We start from the raw sequence: 15,503 nt of genomic DNA on the forward strand, positions 1-15,503 counted from the left end.
AGTGGACATTTCCGCCTGGCTCGGTCGATCAGCTTGGTACACGTCTGCGTCAAGTCCGGAGGGTCGGGGTTTGTCGCCTGCGTAAACGTTAACGCCAGCATGGAAGAGACTGAGGGATGCGCAAGGAAGTCAAAAGATCGCTACTGCTGTGGCCTGCCGCTGCATCAGCCACCATTACAGCCGCCGCTTGGATCGGAATCCAAGTACCGGTGTATCAATCGCTGCATCCCACGACGGCGTCGCAAGCTCCGGCGCAGTCGATGGCGTCCGTGCGAGTCGCTGCGTTTCGCCAATCGGTTGCTGCCTGGACGAAGAGTGCAAAGCGTTCGGCGTCGAAGCCGTCAGGGAAGTGCCTCTCGTCCGCGTCCTTGTCGTCCGCCGACATCACGCCGCTTGAACCGACCGGGCCGTCGACACAGCCGAGCGCAAACCTGATGTCGCTGAGTTCGGGATCGCTCGCCGATCGTAGCGAGTACGGATCGCGTGGCGTTCGGTTGCCTGCACGCGTCGCCAGCGTGTTTGGCGAAGGCGAACGATTGTTTCTGTTGGCGCCCGTCCGCGATCCGAAGCAAGAATTGGCCGGACTCGCACGTCAGCTTCACGATGAAGCCGCATCGCGTTTCGACGTTGCCAGCGGTACGTGCATCGTCAGCGACGTTCCCATGAGCACCCGGACTCTGCAAAGCTTGCGAAATCGCAGTCGCGTCATTCAAACGGCGCCCGTCGAAGCAAACGCAGTGGGGAGCGTCGAGGAAACCGTCGGGGCCGATACGTTTGAGTTGACGCCCGCCGCCATCAAGCCGAATGCCATCACCGTCGCGACGCCAGTTGCCGAGAAGCCGCAGCCGAAAGTGGCGGCTCGGAAATCGAGTCTGCCCGAATCGAATCGCGTCTTGGCGAAACCGGCGCGGATCGAAAAGCCTGTGTTGGAGACATTGTTCGCAGGTGATGAAGAAGAACAGTCCTACGTCACCGACCTGCCGCAAATCAAAATGAGCGTACGGTCGGATCAACTGACAAAGAAGTCGGCCAGCGATTGGCCCGCCGGTTGGCCGGTGACATCGCAGCTAGACAATCAATTGCAATCGTTGACAGCATCGACGGTCGATCCGCAGATCGCGGACTGGTCGCAACAAGTCCAGTCGGCGCTCGGCCAACTGAGATCGCTTCATCGCTTGGGTGACGCCGAAGCCGGCGATGTGTTGGCCGAACTGGATCTTGTCGCTCGTTCGGGCGAAATCGCAGCCGAGCGTTTGGACGATCGGGACCAGCAAACGAAGTGGTTGCAAGCCGTTCACGCGCTCAACCGTCGGCTTCGCGTGTGGCGGCCGGTTTGGGAAGTCACCCGAAACAGCCAGTCCACTTGGATGGTCTCTGATCAAGTCTCCGATGCGAAGCCGGCGTCGGTATCCACCGAGGAAGTTCTCGCCGCTGTTGAAATCGTCCGCAACGAATTGACGGAAACTGGCGACGAAGATGGCTGGGCGGCGTACCTGTTGCTAGACGAAATCCAAACGGCGGCCAATTCCCAATTTCGTGAAGTCGCTCGCCGCGAAGAGCGATCGATCGTCGCACAACGGTTGCTGTCGCGTTTGAGTTGGCACGCGTTGCAGGAAGACCATTTACAGTGGTTGGACCGCGCGTCGGTGCGAACATTGGCCAGCGTGATCCGTCCTTGGGCCCGCGGCGCCGTGGATTACGCCGACTTGATGGACCAGATCGAACGTCAAGAAAGCGACGCACTCGACATGGCGGCTATCGAGATCGCAGACGCCGTTCAAACGCTTCGCTATGCCGACAATCCTCAAGCCGTTGAAATTGCTTCGTCGCTGGAATCGTACTACCGCAATGCGAACGTTCGAATCGCGATCAGCCAAACGATGCTGAACCGAATGCTGCCGACGATCGATCCCAAGAGTGTTCCGCTGAACACGACGATGTTGGGAACGCGCGTTCGCGGTACCAGTGACATCAGCAGCAACTTAGCGATCCAACTGACGCCCGCAGCAGATCGATGGGCGATGCAATTGCAGACGCTTGGAAATGTGACGACACGATCGACCGGATTCAACGGACCCGTCGCGCTACGGACGACCGGTTCGTCGAGTTTCGTCGCCGCGACACCGATCGAAGTATCAAGTGATGGTGTTCGGACGGGCAACGTATCGGTGGACGTCCAAGGCAATACCCGATTGCGAGGCGTTCGATCCGACTATGACAGTTGGCCTTTGGTTGGGACGCTTGTTCGCTCGATCGCCGAGTCTCGCTATGATCAAGCGTCGCCGATGTCGAATCGCTTGGCGAACCGAAAGATCAAAACGGAAGTCAGCTCAGAAATCCAGACTCGGTTGAACGAACAAGTCGGCGCCGCGTCGGCACAATTGTCGTCCTTGGTTCTGGGGCCTTTGGGCAAATTGCAACTCGATCCCCAAGTGATCGACATGCAAACGACCAACGAGCGATTGTTGGCCCGCTATCGTTTGGCGGGCGACTGGCAGCTGGCTGCGTTCACTCCGCGTCCACGGGCGCCACAGTCGAGTCTGATGAGTTTGCAAGTTCACCAGTCGGCCATCAACAACACGTTGGAACAATTGGTGCCAAGGGACAAACCGACGGCAATCGAGGAAGTACTGAGTCAGGCCGCTACCCTGTTCGGGCAAGAGCTTACGATGCCCGATGACATGCCCGAAGGCGTCACGATCCAGTTTGCTCGGACGCGACCGATCACCGTCGAAATCGAAGACGGCCAGTTGTGGGTGACGATGCGGATCGTTCGATTGAACCAAGGCTCGCGAGTCGACTTGACCCAGTTCATCGTTCGTGCCGCATTCACGCCCCAAGTCAACGGTTTGGAAGCGTCGCTCGTCCGCGAAGGGCACCTGCGAATCAGTGGACCGGGAATGTCGATGCGTGAACGCTTGCCGGTGCGAGCGATCTTCAACAAGGTACTCGCGCAAAGCCGCCCGCTGCCGTTGACGTTGCCCATGATGACCCAACACCCATCAATGAAAGGTCTCGCAGTAAGCCAGTTGGAACTGCGTGGCGGTTGGATCGGAATGGCCTTCAGCGAAGCGACGGCACCGCGAATCGCATTGCAGACGCTCGGCACGGATCGGTAAACCAGATCACAAACGTGGGGAAGGCATCTTGCCTGCCAATCCATTGAGCCAGGCGATCGCAGGTTGGAAGCCTACGCTAAGACTATGCTAAAACTATGTAACGGTCCCTTTCGCGAACTCACAAATGTGTGCGTTCGCGACGGGTGCCGGGCAACTCCAAACCAAAAAGAACATAGCCTGTTTGCAGAGTCGTCCGGCCAAGTGCCCGTCGACGAAACCGGCTCCCTTGGCTGCGGTCAACGCCGCTTGCGTTGATCGCAAAGCCAAACGGTTTGCGTCACCGCGAATTTTTGCGGGGTCGCAATCCGACAACGAAACTTCACCCCGACCTGCGCGCAGCAGCGATGCCTCCGATTGATCAACCTCCCGGGTCAACTCATCGCTTGCTTCGCGCAGGTCGGGTCGGCGTGACGCTTCGTCAGCCAATAACTTACTCGCCGCTCGCGACAGCCCCACCGCCAGCGCTGACGTCTGCAACCCGCCCGCGCCGCCGCTTTGGCTGCTCAACACATTCGTGACTGGGCCGACAAGGACATCGTCGCGTTGGATGCAAACATTGTCGAACCGAACTTGATCGGTACAGCTTCCCGATAGCGCGATCAGGTTCACGCCATCACCGGTGCTCACTCCCTGCATATCCGACGGCACGGCCGCCAAGATTTCACGCCCATCCGAAAGCGTTGCACCGATCACAAACACATCCGCGTAAGGTGCGCCCGTGACCCAAGGTGAAACCCCATCAAGGCGATACCCATCGGCCGTTGCTTGCGCGGCCAGGATGGGGGTCGCCAAGTGGCGACTGCTGGTCGTCAGATGGCTGATGCCGACGGTCGCGAATTTTTCTCCGCTGGCCAAATCACTGATCCAGCGATCGATCATGCTGGCATTGCCACTTGCCGATATTCGTCGGAGCGCACCCATGAATTGCGTGATCACAAACGCGGTCGTCAAATCCGCTTCCGCCAATCGGATGTAGCCGCGAATCAGGTCCTCGTCGCTCCATCCCAACCCACCCGCATTTTTGGGCAAGAACCAACGGTAGACGCCCGCCCGGCCGCACAACTGAAGCGACGCTTGCGGCCATGCGTGGGCCGATGCCGATTCGTCAGCTAGGATTCGCAAATCGTCTCGCAGCCGGGTGATCGCCGGTCCGGTGGGGGACTGCACGATCAGAAATTCGTCATCAGGCATCGCTAAACTCGTCAAAGGCGGAACGCTGTTCAAGACTAACTGCGTGAAGGGCTCGGGCCCAGCATGCGGGCGTGCCAAAGCGGGACGGCTGAGATATAACCAACGCTCAAAGTTCCATTTATTCTGTATGCGCCGAGGTTCGCGAGTTTTGAACTCTACCGTTTCCATGATCAGCTCGCTCAGCAATTATCAGCCGTTGGCGAACCGATACGACGAATGCATGACTTCGGACGGAAAAATCCGTCCGGCCTGGAGTCTATTGTCGAAGCAAGTCGACCAACTCGGCGTCGATGGGATGAGCGAGCGGAAGGCGACGATCGACCAAATGCTCAAAGAGAACGGTACAACGTTCCTTGTCGAAAACGAAAGCGACGGCCGGCAGAATCGACCTTGGCAACTGTCACCGGTACCGCTGGTGATCGACGCCAACTCGTGGGCGACCGTCGAATCCGGTCTGGCGCAGCGGACGCGATTGTTGGAAGCCCTTTTGAAGGATCTGCTCGGCCGCCAACGCTTGATCAAAGAACGAATCGTTCCAGCAGAGCTGCTTGCGGCCAACCCGATTTTCCAACGTGCTTATCACGGCCTGCCCAGCTTCGGTGGCAAACGACTTCACATTACCGCCACCGATATGGCACGTGCGGCCGACGGTTCCTGGTGGGTGCTCGGCGATCGCACGAGAGCGCCAAGCGGGCTGGGATATTTGTTGGAAAACCGCATCATCACCAGCCGCGTTTATCCGAATCTGGTGCGTCAATGCAACACCCGCCGGTTGGCTCACTTTTTCGAATCGCTGCGCGACCACCTGCGATCGCTCGCGCCGGCGATGCGAGAAAATCCTCGCGTCGCATTGCTGACGCCGGGCGAAGACAGTTACCGCGAATTCGAAGACGCTTACCTGGCCCGCTATCTCGGAGTGACGTTGGTTCAGGGCACTGACTTGGCCGTTCGCGGTGGTCGACTGAATCTGAAAACGTTGGGCGGTTTGTTGCCGATCGAAGTGCTGTGGCGCCATGTGTCGGATCGAAAGTGCGACCCGTTGGAATTGATGTCGCATTCATCCGAAGGTGTCTCGGGGCTATTGGGAGCCGTTCGCGAAGGCAAGCTAGCCGTCGCCAATGCCATCGGCAGCGTCATGGCCGAAGTGCCCGCGCTGATGCCGTTCTTGGCCGGTGCGAGTAAGTTTTTGTTGGACGAAGAACTGCAGTTGCCGTCGGTTGCCACGTACTGGTGCGGCGGTGCAAAAGAGCTTAGCCATGTGTTAGCGAACTTGGATTCGCTGACGGTCCGCAATGCCTTTGTCGTTACCGAGGCAGCGCCGGTGATCGTCGCCGACCTATCGCCCGAAGCGAAAAACGAACTGGTCGCTACACTCAAAGCTCGCCCCCGCGAATACGTCGCTCAGGAACGTTTACCGCACAGCACAACGCCGGTTTGGGATAACGGAGCGTGGCGACCTTGGCATGTGGCTATACGCTGCTTCCAGTTGCAAACGTCCAAAACTGTCGAGGTCTTGCCCGGTGCTTTGACGCGGCTCAGTCCCGTCGAAAACGTGCTCGGTCGGTCACCGGTCAGCGGTTTGTTGACCCAGGATTGCTGGATCGCGAACGAACATCCCGTCGACAACGAAACAACGCTGCTGCCGGCGCCCGATGCGAAAGTCGCTCTGAAGCGATCGGGCGATGAGTTGCCCAGTCGTGTGGCCGAGCACCTGTTTTGGTTGGGGCGGTACGCCGAACGGGGCGAAGCGATCGCAAGATTACTGCGAACGACGCTGACGCGATTGGCCAGCGAGAACGAACTCGATGACCTGCCGGAATTGCCGCGTTTGATTGCCGCGCTGGCTGCGATTGGACAGATCGAGCCCGATTATGCGATCGCGCCGCTGGAAGTCTCGATGCCGAAGCTCGAAGACATCTTGCCTGCGTCCGTGCTGGACTCGAGCCAGAGTCGCGGCTTGCAAAGCACCATTCGATCGGTCGTGCATAATGCGTCGGTCGTCCGCGATCGATTGTCGATCGACGCCTATCGGATCATCCAACATGCGTCGTCCGATTTGAATGCTCCATTGGCAGACCGAAACATTGGCCGGCTGATCGAGCGAATGAACGGATTGATCGTTGACCTGCTGGCGTTCGCCGGTGTGCTTGGCGAAAGTTTCACGCGAACGCATGCGTGGCAGTTCTTGGAGTTGGGACGCCGCTTGGAGCGCGCGTATCAAACGGCCGAGTTATTATCAGCAACCTTAGTGCCCGTTGGCGAAGGGGTTCGCGCGGTATGCGAAGCCGTGCTGGAAACGTCGGATTCGCTTATGACGTATCGATCACGATACTTGAATCTGGTTCGCGTCGCCCCCACGCTCGATCTGTTGGTGACCGACGAATCGAACCCTCGCTCGATCCGGTTTCAACTTGACGAGATCGCGAGAGTGTTCGCACAATTGCCCGAACAGTCTCGCCCGGTCGGGCTGGGCATTGACGAAAAGATTGCCTTGGAATTGAGACACCATTTGCAAATGGCAGATCCCAATGTTTTGTCCGGGGAAGATGAAAGTGCGCGAAGAGTACATTTGGAACAGCTCCTCGATCGGTTGATCCAACGTCTGCCCGAATTGTCGAATGCGATTGCGGCCCGATACTTGATTCATACCGGCGCGACGCAAACATTGACGGGGGTCACAGCAGGCCTACCCGGCGTTTTCCCCAAAGAAGCCTAGGCGCGTTCCCATCGATACAAACGTTTACAATCTGCCCGCCCGCTATCGAATCACTCACCGTACGCACTATACGTACTCCGAGGCGGTGGCGATTTGCCAAAATCAATTGCGGATGCAGCCCCGCTCGAGCGGTCGCGTCGTCGTGCATACGTCATCTGTGTCGATCTATCCCAAGCCTGACAATACGTTCGAACACAAAGACTATTTCGGCAACCAGGTCTACTCGTTCGCGATTGAGTCACTGCATCGCGAATTGAAAGTGACCGCATCAAGCAACGTATCGGTGGAGCCGATCGCGTTGCCGCTCGCGACGAAGCAAAACGGAGAGTCGTTTTTTGAAGGCGATATGCCTTGGGAAACGGTGGTCGAGCAATCCCGTACCGCGTTGACGCTACCGCTTCGGGTGCTGGAATATCGTTTCAATTCGCCTCGCATCACAGCCTCCGACGTGTTCGCGTCGTACGCGAAAAAATCGTTCACCCCCGGACGTGGCTTGTTCGCTGCGACCGAGGACCTAACGCGGCGAATTCACGATGATTTTGAATACAACACCGTCCTGACCGACGTGAACACGCCGACCGAAAAGTCGTTCGGCCTGCGCGCCGGCGTTTGCCAGGACTTCGCCCATATCCAGATCGCTTGTCTGCGATCGTTGGGTTTACCGTCTCGCTATGTCAGCGGCTATCTGCGAACGATTCCGCCCGCCGGCACCGAACGCATGGTTGGCGCTGACGAATCCCATGCATGGTTGAGTGTCTACGCCGGCAAAGGTCATGGCTGGGTCGCCTGCGATCCTACCAATGCCTGCTTTGCCGGAACCCAACACATCCCGATTTGCATCGGCCGCGATTATGGCGACGTCAGTCCCATGCGGGGCGTTGTGCTTGGCGGTGGAACGACCTCGCTTCGCGTTAACGTCGACGTCGAACCGATTGATGCTGTTGTCGCGGCTTCCGGCGCGTGAACGCGGCTGAACCAACGACTGAGTTTGCGGCACGCTGTGTTCGTTGTTTTCGGCCCGCCGATCGTTGCTACTGTGCGTCGGTGCCGCGCGTCAACAATCGAACTGATGTTCTGATCTTGCAGCATCGACGCGAGCGTGAGCATCCCTTCAACACGGCACGCATCGTCGACATGGCGCTGGATCGTTGTCGTCTGATGGTGGATCACAACGATGCGCTGGCCCGGCGATTGGGCGACATCACGCTTGCGCCCGACGCGGCGCTCCTTTACCCGACGGACGAAGCACCGTTGTTGATGGAACTAGCGCCCGAGTTACGGCCGAGTCAGTTGGTGGTGCTCGATGGTACTTGGCACCACACCAAAACGCTAATGCGTGACATCCCGCGACTGCAACAACTTCGCCAAGTTCGACTTGCGCCTCCGAAACCAGGCAATTATCGAATTCGGCGCGAACCCAACGACCATGCTCTTTCGACGCTGGAAGCGGTGATCGCGGCGCTGGCCGAGAACGAGCCCGATACGCTGGGCTTGTCCGAACAGTTGTCCGCGTTGATGCAAGCATTCAACGGCATGGTCGACCAACAATTGCAGTGTCCCAAATCCAATTGGCGAGCCAACCAACGCCGCACGCCTGGCGCAGCTAACGTGCCCCGCTTGCTGTTGGGCGACCAATCCGACGTCGTCGTTGCTTACGGCGAACAGCAACAAGGCGACTATCGCTCTGATGCTCCACCACCTCCCAAGGGTGAACCGCCGCGACCTGTCTACTGGGTCGCCCAGCGGATGGTCAGCGGCGAGACTTTCGAGATGGTGATCGACAACGACTGTTTGCACGACGCCTACTTCGCCGATCGTCTGCAGCTTTCCCCATCGCAAATCGGTTCGGCGGTAACGCTGGACCAATTTCGAAGCCACTGGCAAAATTTCTTGCATCCGACCGATACGATCGTGGTCCCCGGCCCAGGGACGGCCAAGCTGCTTTCGGCGAACCAGTTGTGTGACAATACGTGCTTGATCCTAAAGTCAATCAATGCACCGGAGTCACCGGAGATCGAATCCACGGATCCGATCAATCCAACTCGCGCCGCCGCAAGACTTGCAAACGCCATCGCCAAAACCATTCGCTACGGAAAGTCTTAGCGATCAACTTCGTTGCTGCGTAGCGCTCAAGACGCGGCGCGAGTGGTTTCCCACTCACTCGTGTCCGGTTCGCTTCCGCAGCGGTTGACCTCGCGAATCGACTGGATCAACTGGATCGGCAGCAGGAACAAGCCCAGTCCGCATAGCGCCGACAAGGCAACCAACGAAACGCCTGTCGCCATCGCCGCACCGATGGTCGCCATCACGGCCGCCATCAACGCGCCAAGTCCAACCAGCAGCGCCTTGAATTCCGTCGGGCCAAACGATGCCAACGTGAATTCGCCCGTCAACTTCGCACGCAGATTCGTCAGCACGGCCATCGCCATCAACACGATCACAGCCACCAAACCCAGATCCAGACGTCCACACGCAACCGCTAGACCGACCATCCAATAGGTGAACGAGAGCGGGTCGGTGAAGTGGTCCAACAGTTCGCCACCGTTTCGACATTGGCCCGTGGTTCGTGCATGCCGGCCATCGATACAGTCGGCGAAATGGTTCCCGACGACGCCCACCGAGGCTACTAATCCGCCCCACCAGTACGTGGTCGATACCGCCAGCCCGACGGCGCCCAGGATCGCGAATCCGTGGCCGATCGCAACGATTCCTTCGGGCGGGAACCATCGTGGAATCGGCAAATGGGTGTACAAGGCGGAAAGGCGAGGGCCCACGATGGGATCCAGTACGCTCTTGGAAATACGCTTGCTCATCAGAAGTTTCCTTGTTGGACGAATCTACCAACAAAGAACCCGCCGACGCCCACACGTAGCGCGAAATCTTTTCCTCTACTTCACCATCGATTTGGAACGCAGCAGTTCGATCACCGCCTCGGCACACTGATCGACCGATCTCGACGACGTATCGAGCGTCAAATCAGGATCCGCGGGTGCTTCGTAGGGTGCCGTGACGCCAGGGAAATTCGGCAACTCGCCAGCATCCGCCTTCGCATACTGGCCCTTCGTATCCCGTTGGCGACAAACTTCGACGGGCGTCGCTACGTGGACAATCAAGAATCGGTCGTCGCCGATCAGCTTGGCGACCTTTTGCCGTACGTCGGCTGATGGTGCGACAAATGAAGCGATGCAAATCAGGCCGGCGTCGTTCAGCGCGTGAGCCAGGTGGCCGCTGCGTCGAAGGTTTTCGCTACGATCGTCTGCAGTGAACCCAAGGTCGCGGCTCAGCCCTCGTCGAACGGCTTCGCCATCGATCATCGCGACTGCACGCCCTTGGTCAAACAGTTTTCGTTCGACGGCCAATCCGATCGCGGTCTTGCCGCTGCCCGTCAGCCCCGTCAACAAGACCGTTGCCGGTTTTTGTCCGAACCGGGCGGAACGCTCGTCGGTTGAGACTTGCGAAACTTCGACTGGGGTACCGTCGTCCGCCGATTGTTCGTCATCCCAGACCGTTTTCGTTTTGGCGTCGCCCGATTTATCCAAAATCATGCCCGCGGCGACGGTCGCGTTGGTGATTCGGTCGACAACGATGAAAGCACCCGTGCCGCGGTTGCGGCGGTAGGGGTCCAAGTGGATCGGCGCGGACAGCGAAACGCTGACACGACCGATTTCGTTCAATTCCAGCGTCGGCGCGGGACTGCGATGCAATGTGTTGACATCGACTCGGTATTTCAATGTTTCGATGGTTCCCGGCAGCGTTTGCGTGGTGTGTTTGACCAGATAGGTCTTGCCCGGCACCATCGCATCGGCATTCATCCACACCAACATGGCGTCGAAGTCGGACTTCGATCGCGGCAGGTTGCCCGGTTTGACGAACATGTCGCCACGGCTTGCATCCACTTCATCAGCCAGCGTCAACGTGATCGATAGCGGCGCGAATGCTTCTTCGATATCACCGTCGAACGTGACGATCCGCTTGACTTTCGACTTCTGGCCACTGGGCAGGATCATGACCTCTTCGCCGGCCCGAATGATGCCCGACGAGATCGTGCCACAGAAGCCGCGGAAGTTCAGGTCGGGGCGATTGACGTACTGGACCGGCATGCGGAAATCTTGCAGGTTCCGGTCGCTGCCGATGTAGACGTTTTCCAAAAAGTTCATCAGCGTGCTGCCGCTATACCACGGCATCTTCTCGCTGCGATCGACGACGTTGTCCCCGTCCAAAGCGCTAATCGGGATGAAGTGTAAGTCGGGCAAATCCAATCGAGTCGCAAAGGCTCGATAGTCATCGCAAATTTCTTCGAACCGTTCTTCGCTGAAGTCGACCAAGTCCATCTTGTTGATCGCAACGACCACGTGGCGAATGCCAAGCAGCGACACGATGAACGAGTGCCGTTTCGTTTGAGTCAGCACGCCGTGATCGCGCCGCGCATCGATCAAAATGACGGCCAAGTCGGCCGACGAAGCACCTGTCGCCATATTGCGAGTGTATTGCTCGTGGCCGGGAGTGTCGGCGATGATGAATTTGCGTTTCGCGGTGCTGAAGTAGCGATACGCGACGTCGATCGTGATGCCTTGTTCCCGTTCGGCCTTCAAGCCGTCCATCAGCAGCGCGGTGTCGATCTTGCCGCCGGTCGTGCCGACCAGTTTCGAGTCGACTTCCAATTGCGTCAAATGGTCTTCGTAAACCATCTTGCTGTCATACAGCAAGCGACCGATCAGCGTACTCTTGCCATCGTCGACGCTGCCGCAGGTGATGAAACGAAGCAATTGCTTCTGCTCATGCTGCTTCAAGTAAGCGTCGATGTCGGTCGCGATCAGGTCAGATTTGTGTGACATGGGGAGAAGTAGGTATCAGGGATCAGGTGGCAGGTAACAGGAAAAAGGCATCGGCGACATCGTCATTGCTGTGACCTGTCGCCTGTAACCTGTTTCCTCAAAAGTATCCTCGTCGTTTTTTCTCTTCCATACCTGCGCCGCCTTCGTCTTGGTCGATGATTCGTCCCTGGCGCTCGCTGGTGGTGGCCAACAACATTTCCTGGATCACTTCGGGCAACGTGGTCGCTTCGCTTTCGACGGCGCCCGACAACGGATAGCAACCGAGAGTACGGAAACGAACCATCTTGGTTTCTTCTTTCTCACCCGGCAGCAGCGGCATCCGGTCATCGTCTCGCATCAACAACACGCCGTTACGATTGACCACCCGGCGCGGCGCCGACAAGTACAACGGCACGATGGGGATGCTTTCCAAGTGGATGTATTGCCAAACATCTAACTCGGTCCAGTTGCTCATCGGGAACACGCGGATCGATTCGCCTTTGTTCACGCGACCGTTGTAGACGTTCCACAGTTCGGGCCGTTGGTTCTTGGGGTCCCAACGGTGCGACTTGTCGCGGAAGCTGAACACGCGTTCTTTGGCACGACTCTTTTCTTCGTCACGACGGGCACCACCGAAAGCGGCGTCGAACTGGTACTTGTCCAGCGCGGCTTTCAACGAATCGGTCTTCATGATTTCGGTGTGCCGTTCACTATCTTCCCACGGCTTGATTCCTAGTTTCAAGCCTTCGTGGTTGATGTGTACCAACAGGTCTAAGCCCAGTTCTTTGCGAGCGTAGTTTTCGCGAAAATCGATCATCTCGCGAAACTTGTACGTCGTATCCACGTGCAACAAGGGGAACGGCGGTTTGGCGGGATAGAACGCCTTCAGTGCCAAGTGGACCAGGACGGCGGAGTCTTTCCCGATGCTATAAAGCATCACCGGTTTTTTGAACTCGGTGATCACCTCGCGCATGATGTGGATCGATTCCGCTTCCAGTTGCTTGAGGTGGGTAAGGTTGTAGTCCGACATTTCGTCAAGAAGTTTTGTGTGCGGAAGTGAGTGAATCTGGGAGTATAAACATCCCTGGAAACGGTAGTAGCCCAGTGATCGCGACGGCCTGGAATGCTACTCTTGGTAGCGTGTCGATTCTTTGGGCCAGATTTGCAAGATCACGCCTTCGGATTCTTCGGCATCGCCAAGCGGATAAGCCGCCACTTTGCGAAGTTGAAGGTTCGCCAAAACGCCAAGGTGCCGCGCCTCGCCGCGTTCTTCCAACCACTTGGGACCCTTGATCAACAGCAGCCGATCGACGTTCATCCAGCGTTCTTCGATCCAACGACAGAACTTGGCGATGCTGCCGACGGCTCGTGAGACGACCGACGTGAAACGAAAGTCCTCCAACAGGTCTTCGCCACGAGCACCATAGACAGTCACTTGGACGCCGATTTCACCAACGATTTCGCTAAGCACCTTGGCTCGTTTGGCGACCGATTCGGCCAAAGAGACTTCGATGTCCGGACGCAGAATCGCCAGCGGGATGCCCGGGATGCCGTTTCCGCTGCCCAAGTCCAGCACTTCTTCGCCGGCTTCCAACAGCGGTGCCAACTGCAAACAATCACGCAGGTCACGGCTGACGAACAAGTCCCACGTCGTGTGACGGGTCAGGTTGATGTCTTCGTTCCAGCGCCACATCACCGTAACATAGTGCTGGATTTTTTCCGCAACCGCATCGTCCAACTCGATCGAGTGCTCGGATAATGCGGTAACGAATTCGGGGTCGAGCGGCATGGTCGGTGGAATCGCGGAAAAGCGAGGCTGGCGGAAATTTGGCTGTGTGCCCAGATCATGACATATCCCACCCACTTACCGAAACCCAACATGATCCAACACGTCTTTGTCTACGGAACGCTCAAAACGGGCCAGTGCCGGGCCACGATGTGGCCCGCCAAACCTATATCAATCGAGCCCGCATGGGTCCGCGGGCAATTGTTCGGGCGGTCCGACTATCCCGCGATGATGCCCGGCGAAGACCGCGTTCTGGGCGAAATCTGGCACTTCGCCGGTCTAGACATGCCCCGAGTGACGGAGGTTCTGGACCAAATCGAAGGAACAGGGCAAGTCGGGTTCCCCGATCTTTACGTGCGAGTCGTCGTGGACGTGTTCGGGATGGACGGTCATCTGATCGCCGCCGCCAGCGCCTACCACTACGCAAAGTCCCCCGAAATTGACGGGTTTCGGCGCATCGATGCCACCGATTTTGCCCAGTGGCCCAGTACGTCTTAGCGAAGCCAATCCCTGATCCGAGGCTACCAGCCCCTTGCCGAGGCTAACTGGGATGCCAAGGACGGACGTCGATCCACTTCATCCCCGCCGCTTCGGCAGCCTGGAACCCCAGCGGCGAATCTTCGAAAACCAAGCACTGGGTCGGTTCGACACCCATCCGACGCGCGGCCTCCAAGAACACGTCCGGCTCCGGCTTGTGCAGTTTTGTGTCTTCGGCGGTCACGATCGCGTCAAACAGTTCCGCGATTCCCATCTTCGCCAATTGGCGATCAATGATCGGCCGAATCCCACCGCTTGCCACCGACATCGGCATCCGGCCGTGGTGCCGTCGGGCCACGTCGACCACGATCTCCAGCGCCGGCAACTGGTCGATCAAGTTCGCAAACGCTGCTTCCTTTTCGGCGGCCAGTGCGTCCGCGTCGACGGAAACGTCTTGTTCCTGGGACAAGGTCGTGATGATTTTCTCGCTGGGCATGCCGCCCATCGAGTAGAAACGACCTTCGGTAAAGACGATCCCGTGCCGTGACATTGTGTCACGCCACGCGACATAGTGCAGCGGCATCGAATGGCTGAGCGTGCCGTCGCAATCAAAAATCAAGCCGGCAAACTCGTTGGCATAGTCAGCGTCTTGCACGAAAGGTCTCTCCGAAGTGGGTTCCATGAATTCAAAACGCAACCTAACCACTGCACCGCCCTTCGCAAATCCCCAAACTGCAAATCCCTCAGTCGCAGGTAGCTAGTGTCTGTCCAGAAATCGCATGGCCGCAGGAATTACGACTAATTTCGAAGAAAAGCTCCCCGAAGATCGAACCCGCAAGCGGGTTCGCGCGTTGGAATTGTTGACTAAAAGCAATTTCAAACGCCATCACGTAGCTTCTTGATGATCTGTTCGGGTGAATGTCGTCGTCGTTTCTTGCTCATGGAAAATCCTTCGCCGGAATTGGCTCTAGACTTTCATAACCCCTGGATCAGGTTTTGGGGAGCATTCCATCACCATCCTGCCACCAAACGATGTTTATTGCGGACGGCACAATGCGAAAGACCTGTCGTTCCCCGCACCCATGTCGAGTCGGCACTCAGGTGGTGTTCACGTCCTGATGGGTGACGGAGCTGTGAAGTTCATCACCGATTCGATTGAAGCCGGAAGCCGCAACGCGGGCATGGTTTGGAATGGTGCGACAGGCATCGGACCTCGGGCGCCTGGCAAAGAGAGCCCCTATGGCCTGTGGGGAGCACTTGGAACTCGTGCCAACAAGGAAATTGCCAGCCTGGACGACTGATCCAAGTTGTGCTCGCTATTATGCAAGAACACCCGGTGGCGTTGAGCGTGGCTCGTCGCCACCGGGTGGCATTACTGTAAAACGTCGTAAGAAAACTGT

At 57.8% G+C, this 15,503-nt stretch carries 11 protein-coding genes and 1 pseudogene; 6 read left to right on the forward strand and 6 right to left on the reverse strand.

The window, feature by feature from the left end:
- Nucleotides 1-116: 116 nt before the first annotated feature.
- Entirely contained in the window at nt 117-3,119 is a 3,003-nt protein-coding gene (locus tag Poly51_RS26220) for a hypothetical protein (protein ID WP_146461750.1), read from the forward strand.
- Between the two features lie 93 nt (nt 3,120-3,212).
- Here Poly51_RS26220 and Poly51_RS26225 read toward each other — a convergent pair whose 3' ends face one another.
- A complete protein-coding gene (locus Poly51_RS26225) occupies nt 3,213-4,310 on the reverse strand; it encodes an acyl-CoA dehydrogenase family protein (RefSeq protein ID WP_146461752.1) in 1,098 nt (365 codons plus the stop codon).
- 166 nt (nt 4,311-4,476) lie between these two features.
- Between Poly51_RS26225 and Poly51_RS26230 the strand changes: the two genes are divergently transcribed.
- The 3 genes from Poly51_RS26230 to Poly51_RS26240 are packed head-to-tail and all read left to right on the forward strand — an operon-like array spanning nt 4,477 to nt 9,129.
- Complete coding sequence (locus tag Poly51_RS26230) at nt 4,477-7,026, forward strand: circularly permuted type 2 ATP-grasp protein (RefSeq protein WP_246114789.1); 2,550 nt, start codon at nt 4,477-4,479, stop codon at nt 7,024-7,026.
- Nucleotides 7,027-7,075: 49 nt separating this feature from the next.
- Entirely contained in the window at nt 7,076-7,990 is a 915-nt protein-coding gene (locus Poly51_RS26235; protein WP_315853691.1) for a transglutaminase family protein, read from the forward strand.
- Complete coding sequence (locus tag Poly51_RS26240) at nt 7,987-9,129, forward strand: tRNA-uridine aminocarboxypropyltransferase (RefSeq protein ID WP_146461755.1); 1,143 nt, start codon at nt 7,987-7,989, stop codon at nt 9,127-9,129. Before Poly51_RS26235 ends, Poly51_RS26240 begins: the two co-directional genes overlap by 4 nt.
- 26 nt (nt 9,130-9,155) lie before the next feature.
- Here the strand turns inward: Poly51_RS26240 and Poly51_RS26245 are convergent, their stop codons facing one another.
- The 4 genes from Poly51_RS26245 to rsmG form a co-directional block, all read right to left on the reverse strand.
- The gene (locus Poly51_RS26245; RefSeq protein WP_146461757.1) at nt 9,156-9,839 is read right to left on the reverse strand and encodes a CDP-alcohol phosphatidyltransferase family protein; all 684 of its coding nucleotides are present in this window, start codon (nt 9,837-9,839) and stop codon (nt 9,156-9,158) included.
- Nucleotides 9,840-9,914: 75 nt separating this feature from the next.
- Nucleotides 9,915-11,861 (reverse strand): sulfate adenylyltransferase subunit CysN, encoded by a 1,947-nt coding sequence (gene cysN, locus Poly51_RS26250; protein ID WP_146461758.1) that lies wholly within the window; start codon nt 11,859-11,861, stop codon nt 9,915-9,917.
- Between the two features lie 97 nt (nt 11,862-11,958).
- A complete protein-coding gene (cysD, locus tag Poly51_RS26255) occupies nt 11,959-12,870 on the reverse strand; it encodes a sulfate adenylyltransferase subunit CysD (protein WP_146461760.1) in 912 nt (303 codons plus the stop codon).
- 96 nt (nt 12,871-12,966) lie between these two features.
- The gene (rsmG, locus tag Poly51_RS26260; RefSeq protein WP_146461762.1) at nt 12,967-13,629 is read right to left on the reverse strand and encodes a 16S rRNA (guanine(527)-N(7))-methyltransferase RsmG; all 663 of its coding nucleotides are present in this window, start codon (nt 13,627-13,629) and stop codon (nt 12,967-12,969) included.
- A 90-nt stretch (nt 13,630-13,719) separates the two neighbouring features.
- Here rsmG and Poly51_RS26265 point away from each other — a divergent pair, with 90 nt between their 5' ends.
- Nucleotides 13,720-14,124 (forward strand): gamma-glutamylcyclotransferase family protein, encoded by a 405-nt coding sequence (locus tag Poly51_RS26265; protein ID WP_146461764.1) that lies wholly within the window; start codon nt 13,720-13,722, stop codon nt 14,122-14,124.
- 43 nt (nt 14,125-14,167) lie between these two features.
- On the opposite strand, the gene Poly51_RS26270 is transcribed toward Poly51_RS26265, so the two are convergent.
- Nucleotides 14,168-14,785: an HAD family hydrolase gene (locus Poly51_RS26270; protein WP_146461766.1), complete on the reverse strand. Its 618-nt coding sequence runs from the start codon at nt 14,783-14,785 to the stop codon at nt 14,168-14,170.
- A 331-nt stretch (nt 14,786-15,116) separates the two neighbouring features.
- Here Poly51_RS26270 and Poly51_RS26275 point away from each other — a divergent pair.
- A pseudogene (locus Poly51_RS26275) lies at nt 15,117-15,404 on the forward strand (H-X9-DG-CTERM domain-containing protein); the annotation flags it as partial.
- Between the last annotated feature and the right edge of the window lie 99 nt (nt 15,405-15,503).

The organism is Rubripirellula tenax, assembly GCF_007860125.1.
Lineage (GTDB): Bacteria > Planctomycetota > Planctomycetia > Pirellulales > Pirellulaceae > Rubripirellula > Rubripirellula tenax.

Coding starts and splice junctions, on each gene's coding strand:
- Poly51_RS26245 (WP_146461757.1), bottom strand. CDS start 9,839: ATGAGCAAGCGTATTTCCAAGAGCGTACTGGATCCCATCGTGGGCCCT.
- Poly51_RS26230 (WP_246114789.1), top strand. CDS start 4,477: ATGATCAGCTCGCTCAGCAATTATCAGCCGTTGGCGAACCGATACGAC.
- Poly51_RS26265 (WP_146461764.1), top strand. CDS start 13,720: ATGATCCAACACGTCTTTGTCTACGGAACGCTCAAAACGGGCCAGTGC.
- rsmG (WP_146461762.1), bottom strand. CDS start 13,629: ATGCCGCTCGACCCCGAATTCGTTACCGCATTATCCGAGCACTCGATC.
- Poly51_RS26225 (WP_146461752.1), bottom strand. CDS start 4,310: ATGCCTGATGACGAATTTCTGATCGTGCAGTCCCCCACCGGACCGGCG.
- cysD (WP_146461760.1), bottom strand. CDS start 12,870: ATGTCGGACTACAACCTTACCCACCTCAAGCAACTGGAAGCGGAATCG.
- cysN (WP_146461758.1), bottom strand. CDS start 11,861: ATGTCACACAAATCTGACCTGATCGCGACCGACATCGACGCTTACTTG.
- Poly51_RS26270 (WP_146461766.1), bottom strand. CDS start 14,785: ATGGAACCCACTTCGGAGAGACCTTTCGTGCAAGACGCTGACTATGCC.
- Poly51_RS26220 (WP_146461750.1), top strand. CDS start 117: ATGCGCAAGGAAGTCAAAAGATCGCTACTGCTGTGGCCTGCCGCTGCA.